Here is a 12,776-nt window from a genome sequence, read left to right on the forward strand (position 1 = left end):
CTTCGTTTTGCTATTCGTGAAGGTGGTCGTACTGTTGGTGCCGGTATCGTCTCTAAGATCATTGAATAAATAATGCTTGTTAAAGGGGTGTTAAAAGTGTTTTAGTTTTGAGAGTTAGGGGTATAGCTCAGTTGGTAGAGCGGCGGTCTCCAAAACCGCAGGTCGCGGGTTCAAGTCCTGCTGCCCCTGCCAAAGGGAGATTTTACATATAAGGGAGTGGATTTTGCTGCCTTTTTCGCTTTTTTTGATATGGGGCTTGTTTTTTTGTGTGTGAAACGGTATTGAATAGAAAGTAAGGAAATTGCATAAGTCTGAAAGTTGGCTTTTGCGTTTTTTTCCTGTTTATTTTATTCTATAAAACACAATAGGACTAGAGAGAGTATAGTGTGACGATGGCATCTAAAACCAATCCGATTACCTTTTTGAAGCAGGTTTATGCAGAAACAATTAAAGTGAAATGGCCTACACGTCGTGAGACGGTTATTTCTACTATTATGGTTTTGTTGGTAACTGCATTGGCTTCAGCTTTCTTTTTTATTGTGGATCAGGTTATGCATTTTGGTGTTTGGCGGGTTATTGATCTTCTGAAATATCTTTTTAGTTGAGAATGTAAGGAAGTGTGACTGTGGCAGCTCGTTGGTATATTGTTCAGGCATATTCAAATTTTGAAAAGAAAGTAGCGGAAGCTATTGATAAGGAGGCAAAGCAAAAGGGACTTGATCATCTTTTTGAAAAGATTTTTGTTCCAACAGAGCGTGTTGTAGAGGTTCGTCGTGGACGCAAAGTTGATACTGAGCGAAAATTTTTTCCTGGTTATGTTCTTGTTCGTGCTGAGTTAACAGATGAAGTTTATCATCTTATTAAGAATACGCCTAAAGTGACAGGTTTTTTAGGGTCGGATGCGCGTCCTGTTCCTATTTCTGATCGAGAGGTTGAGCAAATTCTCAAACAAGTTCAGGAAAGGGTTGAGTCTCCAAAGTCCTCTGTATTGTTTGAGGTTGGAGAGCAAGTTCGCGTTGCTGATGGTCCTTTTGTTTCGTTTAATGGAATTGTTCAAGAGGTTGAAGAAGAGCGCTCTCGTCTTAAGGTTGAAGTGCTTATTTTTGGGCGTCCTACGCCTGTTGATTTGGAATTTGGTCAGGTTGAAAAACTCTGATTAAACTTAGAGTAGTTTTAATTACTTTAAGGAAGGAGTGGGAGGTGATTTATAGCTTTTGTCGGCTTAATGATCCGAACCACGTGACTGCAAGCGGGTAACGGGCAAGATGAATTGTCAGTATACCAGTGAAATTAAAGGCAGATTGTTATGGCAAAAAAAAGTATAGGTCAGCTTAAGTTGCAGGTTCCTGCAGGAGCTGCTACTCCATCTCCACCAATTGGTCCAGCTCTTGGGCAGCGTGGTATTAATATCATGGAATTTTGTAAGGCGTTTAATGCAGCGACACAAGAAATGGAAAAGGGGGCACCGATTCCAGTTGTTATTACGTATTACCAAGATAAGTCTTTCACCTTTTCTCTCAAGACGCCTCCTGTATCATTCTTTTTAAAGAAAGAAGCAAACCTGAAATCTGGCTCAAAAGAGCCTGGTAAAGTGTCTGTAGGAAGCATTTCTCGCGATAAAATTCGTTCGATTGCGGAATCAAAGATGAAAGATCTTAATGCGAATGACATTGAGGCAGCAATGCGTATGGTTGAAGGTTCTGCTCGCTCGATGGGCTTGGAAGTGGTGGGCTAATATTATGGCAAAAGTAGCAAAAAGAATAAAAAATATCCGAAAAGATATTGATTTTAATGAACTCTACGCTTTAAAAGATGCCGTTTCAATGGTTAAGGAGCGTGCCGTTGCTAAGTTTGATGAAACAATCGAAATTTCAATGAACTTGGGTGTTGATCCTCGTCATGCTGATCAAATGGTTCGAGGCGTTGCTCATTTGCCTAATGGAACAGGGAGAAATATTCGTGTTGCCGTTTTTGCTCGTGGGGATAAGGCTGAGGAAGCTAAGGCGGCAGGAGCTGATATTGTGGGTGCCGAAGATTTATTTGAAAGCGTTAATAGAGGGACTATAGATTTTGATCGTTGTATTGCAACGCCAGACATGATGCCTCTTGTTGGTCGTCTTGGTAAGATTCTTGGTCCACGGAGTTTGATGCCGAATCCGAAAGTTGGTACTGTAACACTTGATGTCGCCGGTGCTGTCAAAGCTTCTAAAGGTGGTGCTGTTGAGTTTCGTGTGGAAAAAGCTGGTATTGTGCATGCTGGTATTGGTAAGGCTTCTTTTGGTGTTGAAAAAATCGTAGAAAATATAAAAGCCTTTGCAAGTGCAGTTATTAAAGCCAAACCGCAAGGTGCAAAAGGTGAGTATATTAAGCGCGTTGCTGTTTCGTCGACTATGGGAATTGGTGTTAAAGTTGATCCAGCAACGGTTCGTTCAGAGCTAGTATAAGCTGATTTATAATTTTGTTTTGGGGTATGGGAATATCAAAATTGTATTTAAAATGCTGATTTTGATCAGCTCGCTATCTAAGCTTTATAGGGCTTAGGTTGTACCGGGAGAAATTCCGGAATATCCTGTCCGAGATTGTAGGTGATGCTTTTAAGTATCTTAATCAAAAAAACCTGCATGAGACTGGGGTAAAAACTGAGAGTTAAAGACTTAAAGGGTTTGAGCCAAGGTTGCCTTTGAACGCTGTGCGTGAAAAAGGGGACAGGATCCTCATCGGTGACATGAAGTATTTTATGTTATCAAAGGTAACCAACAGGTTTGTTTTAAGCAAATCTGTTAAATGGAGAGAGACAGTGAATAGAGCGGAAAAACGCGAATTTGTTACATGGCTTAACGAGGCTTTTCGGAAGTCTGGTTCTGTTGTTGTTGCACATTATTCCGGTCTGACAGTTTCACAGATGAATGATCTGCGTTCGAAAATGGGTGAAGCTGGCGGTGCCGTTAAGGTCGCCAAAAACCGTCTTGCTAAAATCGCTCTTCAGGGCACGGAATCTGAATCGATAGTGGGTTTGTTTACTGGACAAACACTTATTGCTTATTCAGAAGATCCAATCACAGCACCGAAAGTTGCTGTTGATTTTGCGAAAAGCAATGACAAATTTGTCATACTTGGCGGTTCAATGGGTGCAACAAGTTTAACTGTAGATGCTGTGAAGTCATTGGCTTCATTGCCTTCATTAAACGAGTTGCGTGCAAAACTTGTGGGTATGATTTCTACCCCTGCGACCCGTATTGCACAGGTTGTTAATGCCCCTGCTGGTCAGGTTGCACGTGTCATTGGAGCATATGCTCAGGAGGATAAGGCGGCTTAAGGCTGTTTGTATTCACGTTTATGGAAGAGCTTTAATGCTTTTCTGTTTTTTTGAATAAGATTTAATAATGGTTCAAATCTTTTAATTGAAGGAATTTAAAAATGGCTGATCTAGAGAAGATCGTAGAAGACCTTTCTAATCTAACCCTTTTGGAAGCCGCTGAGCTTTCTAAGTTACTTGAAGAAAAGTGGGGAGTTTCGGCTGCTGCTCCTGTAGCTGTCGCTGCTGTTGCTGGTGCTGCTGCTCCAGCTGCTGAAGAAAAAACAGAATTTGATGTTATTCTTGTTGAAGGTGGCGCACAAAAAATTAATGTTATTAAGGAAGTTCGTGCTCTTACTGGACTTGGTCTTAAAGAAGCTAAAGATCTGGTTGAAGGTGCACCTAAGCCTATTAAAGAGGCTGCTTCTAAAGAAGAAGCAGAAAAAATTAAATCTCAACTTGAAGCTGCCGGTGCTAAGGTGGAACTTAAGTAAATTTAATTTTATCGGCGGGCATTTATGTTCGCCGATTTTCTTTCTCTTAATACAAAGAGGGAAAATAATGAGTAAAAAACTTTTCCCAATGGTTTCGTAACAGGAATGGGATAGGTTTGGATTACTTACCCCTTCTCATCATAGAGCCAAAGAGATAAATGGCTTATGTTGGTGGGGAAAGTTAATGATGCTCATTATTGAGTGTCAAGTGAACTGGTCTGCATATGCAGGTTAATGGTATAAGGCTTTCAAGGTTGGTCTACCTTGAAGAGTAAAGATCAAGGAGCGACGATGGCTCAGACTCACGCAATGATGTCTCAATTCAATGGTCGTAAGCGCGTACGGAAATTTTTTGGTAAGATTCCTGAAGTAGCAGAAATGCCGAATCTTATTGAGGTTCAAAAAGCCTCATACGATCAATTTCTCATGGTTGAGGAACCGAAAGGTGGGCGACCAGATGAAGGTTTGCAAGCTGTTTTTAAATCGGTTTTTCCTATTTCAGATTTTTCCGGTACAGCTATGCTTGAGTTTGTAGGTTATGAATTTGATTTACCAAAATTTGATGTTGAAGAGTGCCGTCAACGTGATTTAACTTATGCTGCCCCATTAAAGGTCATATTGCGTTTGATTGTTTTTGATGTTGATGAGGATACTGGCTCCAAAGATATCAAAGACATTAAAGAGCAAGGCGTTTATATGGGCGATATGCCTTTAATGACGACGAATGGTACCTTTATTGTTAATGGTACGGAGCGTGTTATTGTTTCTCAGATGCATCGTTCTCCTGGTGTCTTTTTTGACCATGATAAAGGAAAGTCCCATTCATCAGGAAAGCTTCTTTTTGCTGCTCGTGTTATTCCGTATCGTGGTTCTTGGCTTGATATTGAGTTTGATGCTAAGGACATCATTTATGCGCGTATTGATCGACGGCGCAAGATTCCTGTTACTAGTCTTTTGATGGCATTAGGTATGGATGCGTCGGATATTTTATCGACGTTTTATGATAAAGTGACTTATGAGCGTGATGGAGAAGGATGGCGAGTTCCTTATTCTGTGGATCGCTTTAAAGGAATGAAGCTCATTTCTGACCTTATAGATGCAGATAGTGGTGAAGTCGTTGCGGAGGCTGGTAAAAAATTAACAGTTCGTACTGCGAAGTCTTTGGTAGAAAAAGGACTTAAAGCGGTTAAAGTTAGTGAAGATGATTTATTAGGTTGTTATCTAGCCGAAGATATCGTCAATTACGAAACAGGTGAAATCTACCTTGAAGCTGGTGATGAAATTGACGAAAAAGTATTAAAAGTTCTGCTCGATGTTAGTGCTGATCAAGTCAATATTCTTGATATTGATCACATGAATATTGGCGCTTACATCCGCAATACTTTGAAGGTGGATAAAAATGAAAGTCGGCAGGATGCGTTATTTGATATTTACCGGGTGATGCGTCCAGGTGAACCTCCAACAATCGATACAGCAGAAGCAATGTTCCATTCATTGTTTTTTGATCCAGAGCGTTATGATCTTTCAGCTGTCGGGCGTGTTAAGATGAATTTACGTATGGATCTTGATTGTCCAGACACAGTTCGCATTTTACGCCAAGAGGATATTCTTGCTGTTGTTAAGATGTTGGTTGAATTGCGTGATGGACGTGGTGAAATTGATGATATTGATAATCTTGGCAACCGTCGCGTTCGTTCCGTTGGGGAGTTGATGGAAAATCAATATCGCATTGGTCTTCTTCGTATGGAACGTGCGATAAAAGAGCGTATGTCATCGGTTGAAATTGATACGGTTATGCCACAGGATTTGATCAATGCAAAGCCTGCGGCAGCAGCAGTCCGTGAATTTTTTGGGTCTTCACAATTGTCGCAGTTTATGGATCAAACCAATCCATTGTCAGAAATTACCCATAAGCGCCGTCTTTCTGCTCTTGGTCCAGGTGGTTTGACTCGTGAACGTGCGGGTTTTGAAGTCCGTGACGTACATCCTACGCATTATGGTCGTATTTGTCCGATTGAAACACCAGAAGGCCCCAATATTGGTCTGATTAACTCCTTAGCAACATTTGCGCGAGTTAACAAATATGGCTTTATTGAAAGCCCATATCGAAAAATTATTGATGGAAAAGTCACAAAAGAAGTTATTTATCTTTCAGCGATGGAAGAAGCAAAGCATTATGTCGCTCAGGCTAATTCTTCATTAGATAACGAAGGTCGTTTTATAGAAGAGTTTGTTGTTTGCCGTCATGCTGGTGAAGTTTTAATGGCGCCGCGTGATCATGTTGATTTGATGGATGTTTCACCAAAACAGTTGGTTTCAGTTGCAGCAGCGCTTATTCCTTTTTTGGAAAATGATGATGCGAATCGTGCGCTTATGGGATCGAACATGCAGCGTCAAGCAGTTCCTCTTGTACGCGCTGAAGCGCCATTTGTTGGGACGGGAATGGAATCTATTGTTGCGCGCGATTCAGGAGCTGCTGTGAGTGCAAAACGTAGTGGTGTTGTTGATCAAGTCGATGCTACCCGTATTGTTATCCGTGCAACAGAAGATTTAGATCCTTCAAAATCAGGCGTTGATATTTACCGCTTACAGAAATTTCAGCGTTCTAATCAGTCCACTTGTATTAATCAGCGTCCTCTTGTACATGTCGGTGATAGGGTAGAGAAAGGTGATATCATTGCAGATGGTCCATCCACGGATCTTGGTGATTTGGCTCTTGGGCGGAATGTTCTCGTAGCCTTTATGCCTTGGAATGGATACAATTATGAAGATTCTATTTTGTTATCCGAGCGCATTGTTGCTGATGATGTGTTTACTTCAATTCATATCGAGGAATTTGAAGTTGCGGCACGCGATACAAAACTTGGACCTGAGGAAATTACGCGCGACATTCCTAATGTTGCGGAAGAAGCGTTAAGAAATCTTGATGAAGCTGGCATTATTTATATTGGTGCTGAAGTTCAACCAGGTGATATTTTAGTTGGAAAGATTACCCCGAAAGGTGAAAGTCCCATGACGCCGGAAGAAAAGCTTCTGCGTGCAATTTTTGGGGAAAAGGCATCCGATGTTCGTGATACTTCTATGCGTATGCCTCCTGGGACTTTTGGTACTGTTGTTGAAGTTCGCGTTTTTAATCGCCATGGCGTGGAAAAAGATGAACGTGCGATGGCAATTGAGCGTGAAGAAATTGAGCGTTTAGCAAAAGACCGTGATGATGAACAGTCTATTCTTGATCGCAATGTTTATGCGCGCCTCACCGATATGTTGACAGATAAAGTTGCTGTAGAAGGTCCGAAAGGCTTTTCGGGTAGTAAAAAGCTTGATAGTACAGTAATGGGGCATTATCCGCGATCCCAGTGGTGGCAATTTGCTGTTGAGGATGAAAAGCTTCAAAATGAAATTGAAGCTTTGCGCAAGCAATATGATGAATCAAAAGAAGCATTACAACGTCGCTTTATGGATAAGGTTGAAAAGGTCCAAAGAGGTGATGAAATGCCTCCTGGTGTCATGAAAATGGTGAAAGTTTTTGTGGCTGTGAAGCGCAAAATCCAACCAGGTGACAAGATGGCGGGACGTCACGGGAATAAGGGTGTTGTTTCACGTATTCTTCCCGTAGAAGATATGCCATTTCTTGAAGATGGGACCCATGCTGATATCGTCTTGAATCCGCTGGGTGTGCCTAGTCGTATGAATGTTGGACAAATTCTTGAAACGCATCTTGGTTGGGCATGTGCGGGGATGGGCAAGAAGATTGGTGCTTTGTTAGAGTTATATCAAGAGACTGGGGATATATTGCCGTTGCGTCAGCGTATTGAAAATCTTATGCCTGATGATAATCATAATGAACCAGTTCGTCAGTATGATAATGAAAGCCTTTACAAATTGGCATTGCAGATGAAGAAAGGGGTTTCAATTGCAACGCCTGTTTTTGATGGAGCACATGAGTCTGATATTAACATGATGCTGGAAGACGCAGGCTTAGATAGTTCAGGGCAGGTTACGCTTTATGATGGTCGTACTGGGGAGCCTTTTGATCGTCCAGTAACGGTGGGATATATTTACATGTTGAAATTGCATCACCTTGTTGATGATAAGATTCATGCGCGTTCTATTGGTCCCTATTCACTTGTTACGCAGCAGCCATTAGGAGGTAAGGCACAATTTGGTGGTCAGCGTTTTGGTGAAATGGAGGTATGGGCGCTTGAAGCTTATGGTGCTGCATACACTTTGCAGGAGATGCTAACAGTAAAATCAGATGATGTGGCTGGTCGAACAAAAGTCTATGAGGCAATTGTGCGTGGTGATGATACATTTGAGGCAGGTATACCCGAAAGCTTTAATGTGTTGGTAAAAGAAATGCGCTCACTTGCTCTTAATGTGGAGCTTGATGATGCGCGTGAACTTATTGCACAGCGGGCATTGTCTGATACGGCAGAATAATAATTCAAGGAGCGCACTAGAAAAAGGCTGCGCTCTTATTACTTTAAGAGGCTCAATAACCTTATTAAGGCTATACAGGTCATTTTTAAAAGTAAATGTATTTTAAAGAAGATCTGTTATAAAATAAATGAGATATTACAACAGGTTCTAAGAATCTTTGAAGGAGAACAGCATGAACCACGAGGTCATGAATCTTTTCAATCCTCAAGCGCCAGCGCAGACATTTGACTCTATTCGTATTTCTATTGCGAGTCCTGAGAAAATTTTGTCCTGGTCGTATGGTGAGATTAAGAAGCCTGAGACTATTAATTATCGGACTTTTAAACCAGAACGTGATGGTCTTTTTTGTGCACGTATATTTGGCCCTATTAAGGACTATGAATGTCTATGTGGCAAATATAAACGCATGAAGTATAAGGGCATTATTTGTGAAAAATGTGGTGTAGAGGTTACTCTTTCGCGCGTACGTCGTGAGCGTATGGGGCATATTGAACTTGCGGCACCCGTTGCGCATATATGGTTTCTTAAATCATTACCAGGCCGTATTTCTACACTTTTAGATTTAACTTTAAAAGATATTGAACGGGTTCTTTATTTTGAGAATTATATTGTAACCGAACCAGGGTTAACATCTCTTAAGCTCCATCAGCTTCTTTCTGAAGAAGAATATATGCTTGCTATTGATGAATTTGGAGAAGATCAGTTTACAGCTATGATTGGCGCTGAAGCTATTTACGAGCTTTTAGCTAGTATGGAGTTAGATAAAATCGCTAATGATTTGCGTCTTGAATTAGCTGAAACAACTTCAGAGTTAAAGCAGAAAAAATTGATTAAACGACTTAAAATCGTTGAAAATTTTCTTGAATCTGGAAATAAGCCAGAGTGGATGATTATGAAAACAATTCCGGTTATTCCACCGGACTTGCGTCCATTGGTTCCGCTTGATGGTGGGCGTTTTGCGACATCAGATCTGAATGATCTTTATCGGCGTGTTATTAATCGTAATAACCGCTTGAAACGGCTGATTGAATTGCGTGCTCCTGGAATTATCGTACGCAATGAAAAGCGTATGGTACAAGAAGCTGTTGATGCATTGTTTGATAATGGACGGCGTGGGCGTGTGATTACTGGAGCCAATAAACGTCCTCTTAAGTCTTTATCAGATATGTTGAAGGGCAAGCAAGGGCGTTTTCGTCAGAACTTACTTGGGAAGCGTGTTGATTACTCGGGGCGTTCTGTTATCGTGACGGGTCCTGAATTAAAATTGCATCAATGTGGTCTTCCCAAAAAAATGGCTCTTGAATTATTTAAGCCTTTTATTTATGCGCGGCTTGATGCAAAAGGCTATTCATCAACGGTAAAGCAGGCAAAGAAGCTTGTTGAAAAAGAACATCCAGAAGTTTGGGATATCTTGGATGAGGTTATTCGTGAACACCCTGTTTTGCTCAATCGTGCACCAACATTGCACCGTTTGGGAATTCAAGCTTTTGAGCCTATCTTGATTGAGGGAAAAGCTATACAGCTACATCCATTGGTGTGTACTGCTTTTAATGCGGATTTTGATGGTGATCAGATGGCGGTTCATGTTCCGCTTTCTCTTGAAGCACAACTTGAAGCCCGTGTTTTGATGATGTCCACCAATAATATTCTTCATCCGGCCAATGGTGCTCCCATTATTGTTCCCTCACAGGATATGGTTCTTGGTCTTTATTATCTTTCAATTGTTTCTGAAAAAGAACCAGGTGAAGGAATGGCCTTTTCTGATATAGGTGAGCTTCATTATGCCTTGGAAAATAAGGTTATAACGCTTCATACGAAGATTAAAGGCCGTGTTAAGAATATGGGGAAGGATGGAAAAGAAGTCTCTAAACTTTATGATACGACACCTGGTCGTTTGATTATCGGTGAGCTTTTGCCAAGAAGTGCGGATATCTCATTTGATATTGTCAATCAAGAGATGACAAAAAAGAACATTTCTAAAATGATTGATCATGTTTATCGGCACTGTGGACAAAAAGAGACGGTTATTTTTTGTGACCGTATTATGCAGCTTGGCTTTTCTTATGCTTGTCGTGCAGGAATTTCATTCGGTAAGGACGATATGGTTATTCCTGATAGTAAGTCGCGTTTAGTCGCAGAAACAGAAGCTTTGGCTAAGGAGTACGAACAGCAATATAATGATGGTTTGATTACACAAGGTGAAAAATACAATAAGGTTGTAGATGCTTGGGGTAAATGTACAGATCGCGTCGCAGATGAAATGATGAAACGTATTCAAGCTGTGGATTTTGATCCTAAAACAGGTCGTCAACGGCCGATGAATTCTATCTATATGATGTCGCACTCTGGGGCTCGTGGTTCTGCTAACCAGATGAGACAATTGGCCGGTATGCGTGGATTAATGGCAAAACCATCGGGTGAAATTATTGAAACACCCATTATTTCAAATTTTAAAGAAGGTCTAACTGTTAATGAATACTTCAATTCCACGCATGGTGCACGTAAAGGACTTGCTGATACTGCGTTAAAGACGGCGAACTCTGGTTATTTAACACGGCGTCTTGTTGATGTTGCACAGGATGCTATTATTTCAGCAGTTGATTGTGGTACCGCAAAAGGGCTTACCATGCAGCCGATTGTTGATGCAGGACAAATTGTTGCCTCCCTTGGGCAAAGAATTCTTGGTCGTACAGCGCTTGTTGATATTCTACATCCTGTCTCTGGAGAGGTTATCCTTGAAGGTGGAGCAATGATTGAGGAAGCTGATGTCGCGAAGATTGAGGCAGCTGGGATTCAATCTGTTCAAATTCGTTCTGCATTAACATGTGAAACACGTCTTGGTGTTTGTGCAAAATGCTATGGTCGTGATTTGGCGCGTGGAACACCTGTTAATCAGGGAGAAGCCGTTGGTGTTATTGCTGCTCAATCCATTGGTGAGCCGGGAACACAGCTTACTATGCGTACTTTTCACTTAGGAGGAACTGCGCAGGTTGTTGATTCATCGTATTTAGAGGCATCTTATGAAGGTAAGGTGGAAATTCGTAATCGTAATGTAGTTCGTAATTCTGAAGGCCATTTGGTTGTTATGGGGCGTAATATGGCTATCCTTATCAAGGATGAGTTAGGAAAAGAGCGCGTTGTACATCGTGTTAGCTATGGTGCTCATATTTTTGTTGATGATGGTGATGTGGTTAAACGTGGCCAACGTATAGCAGAATGGGATCCTTATACACGTCCAATTTTAACGGAAGTTGAAGGCTATGTGGGTTTTGAAGATATGATTGATGGTTTATCTGTCACTGAAACAGCTGATGAATCTACGGGTATTACGAAGCGCTTGGTGATTGATTGGCGCGCTAATCCACGTGGTGCGGATCTTAAACCAGCTATTATTATTCACACGGATAAAGAAGGTGAATCCATTGCTAAATTGTATAAGGGAGGTGAAGCCCGTTATATGATGTCAGTGGAAACTATTCTTTCTGTTGAGCTTGGTGCTCATGTTAAGGCTGGTGATGTTATTGCTCGTTTGCCAATGGAAAGTGCCAAGACGAAAGATATTACGGGTGGTCTTCCTCGTGTGGCTGAGCTTTTTGAAGCGCGTCGTCCAAAGGATCATGCGATTATTGCTGAAGTTAGTGGTACAATTCGATTTGGCCGTGGTTATAAGAATAAACGTCGTATCATTATTGAACCAAATGATGAAACTCTTGAGGCAGTAGAATACTTGATTCCAAAAGGTAAGTTGTTCCACTTCCAAGAAGGCGATCAAATTGAAAAGGGAGATTATATCCTTGATGGTAATCCAGCACCTCATGACATCTTGGCGATTAAGGGGGTTGAAGCTTTGGCATCTTATCTTGTTAATGAGATTCAGGAGGTTTATCGTTTGCAGGGAGTTCTTATTAATGATAAGCACATTGAAGTGATTGTTCGTCAAATGTTGCAAAAAGTTGAAATTACTGAATCTGGAGATTCTGGTTATATTCCAGGTGATAATGTTGATCGTATTGAACTTGATGAAATCAATGATAATTTGATTGCAGAAGGGAAGAAACCTGCATCTGGTAATCCCATTCTTCTTGGAATTACAAAAGCTTCTCTTCAAACACCTTCTTTCATTTCGGCGGCATCGTTTCAGGAAACAACACGTGTTCTTACTGAAGCAGCAGTTTCTGGTAAAATTGATACTTTGCAAGGACTTAAAGAGAACGTTATTGTCGGTCGTCTTATTCCAGCAGGTACGGGTGGTACAATTTCTCAAATCCGTCGTATTGCTGCAGTTCGTGATGATTTGATTGTAGATGAGCAGCGTAAGTCTAGTAATAACGAAGTGGCTAAGGCTATGTTGACAAATATGACAACCGGGGCCGTTGCTGAATAATTTAAATACAACATCACATAATATAAAAACGTCTGAATAGAAAGTTCAGACGTTTTTTTATTTCGAAATGCAGAAGTTGTATATTTTCTTGAAAAATATCAAAAATTATAAGGCGATAGTTATTTTAAACATCTTTAGTAGCTTATTATTTTGTAATGATGCT

At 40.9% G+C, this 12,776-nt stretch carries 8 protein-coding genes, 1 tRNA gene and 1 pseudogene; all 10 read left to right on the forward strand.

The genetic code is table 11. The features are described 5' to 3' along the window. A pseudogene (locus ACFIMG_RS02565) lies at positions 1-69 on the forward strand (elongation factor Tu); the annotation flags it as partial. A gap of 47 nt (positions 70-116) precedes the next feature. Further along, positions 117-192: transfer RNA gene (locus tag ACFIMG_RS02570), tRNA-Trp, on the forward strand. A gap of 200 nt (positions 193-392) precedes the next feature. After that, positions 393-605, forward strand: coding sequence for a preprotein translocase subunit SecE (gene secE / locus ACFIMG_RS02575; protein ID WP_273790652.1), 213 nt, complete (start codon positions 393-395; stop codon positions 603-605). Positions 606-625: 20 nt separating this feature from the next. Further along, the gene (gene nusG, locus ACFIMG_RS02580) at positions 626-1,156 is read left to right on the forward strand and encodes a transcription termination/antitermination protein NusG (RefSeq protein ID WP_273790740.1); all 531 of its coding nucleotides are present in this window, start codon (positions 626-628) and stop codon (positions 1,154-1,156) included. 150 nt (positions 1,157-1,306) lie between these two features. Further along, positions 1,307-1,735, forward strand: a complete 429-nt coding sequence (gene rplK / locus ACFIMG_RS02585) for a 50S ribosomal protein L11 (RefSeq protein ID WP_273723157.1) — start codon at positions 1,307-1,309, stop codon at positions 1,733-1,735. A 4-nt stretch (positions 1,736-1,739) separates the two neighbouring features. Continuing rightward, positions 1,740-2,444: a 50S ribosomal protein L1 gene (gene rplA / locus ACFIMG_RS02590; protein WP_375613460.1), complete on the forward strand. Its 705-nt coding sequence runs from the start codon at positions 1,740-1,742 to the stop codon at positions 2,442-2,444. A gap of 353 nt (positions 2,445-2,797) precedes the next feature. Beyond that, positions 2,798-3,316 carry a 50S ribosomal protein L10 gene (gene rplJ, locus ACFIMG_RS02595; RefSeq protein ID WP_012755027.1) on the forward strand — a complete coding sequence of 173 codons (519 nt, stop codon included), beginning with the start codon at positions 2,798-2,800 and terminating at the stop codon, positions 3,314-3,316. A gap of 101 nt (positions 3,317-3,417) precedes the next feature. Next, positions 3,418-3,789: a 50S ribosomal protein L7/L12 gene (rplL, locus tag ACFIMG_RS02600; protein WP_273790654.1), complete on the forward strand. Its 372-nt coding sequence runs from the start codon at positions 3,418-3,420 to the stop codon at positions 3,787-3,789. A gap of 291 nt (positions 3,790-4,080) precedes the next feature. Beyond that, positions 4,081-8,229, forward strand: a complete 4,149-nt coding sequence (gene rpoB / locus ACFIMG_RS02605; RefSeq protein ID WP_375678425.1) for a DNA-directed RNA polymerase subunit beta — start codon at positions 4,081-4,083, stop codon at positions 8,227-8,229. Positions 8,230-8,401: 172 nt separating this feature from the next. Further along, positions 8,402-12,613, forward strand: a complete 4,212-nt coding sequence (rpoC, locus tag ACFIMG_RS02610; protein WP_375632761.1) for a DNA-directed RNA polymerase subunit beta' — start codon at positions 8,402-8,404, stop codon at positions 12,611-12,613. Positions 12,614-12,776: the final 163 nt, after the last annotated feature.

It is taken from the genome of Bartonella sp. AP11XZML (genome assembly GCF_042196445.1).
GTDB lineage: Bacteria > Pseudomonadota > Alphaproteobacteria > Rhizobiales > Rhizobiaceae > Bartonella.

What these genes read in the sequence shown, in the direction of transcription:
- secE (WP_273790652.1), top strand. Translation starts at nt 393, where the DNA reads ATGGCATCTAAAACCAATCCGATTACCTTTTTGAAGCAGGTTTATGCA.
- rplK (WP_273723157.1), top strand. Translation starts at nt 1,307, where the DNA reads ATGGCAAAAAAAAGTATAGGTCAGCTTAAGTTGCAGGTTCCTGCAGGA.
- rplA (WP_375613460.1), top strand. Translation starts at nt 1,740, where the DNA reads ATGGCAAAAGTAGCAAAAAGAATAAAAAATATCCGAAAAGATATTGAT.
- rplL (WP_273790654.1), top strand. Translation starts at nt 3,418, where the DNA reads ATGGCTGATCTAGAGAAGATCGTAGAAGACCTTTCTAATCTAACCCTT.
- rpoB (WP_375678425.1), top strand. Translation starts at nt 4,081, where the DNA reads ATGGCTCAGACTCACGCAATGATGTCTCAATTCAATGGTCGTAAGCGC.
- rpoC (WP_375632761.1), top strand. Translation starts at nt 8,402, where the DNA reads ATGAACCACGAGGTCATGAATCTTTTCAATCCTCAAGCGCCAGCGCAG.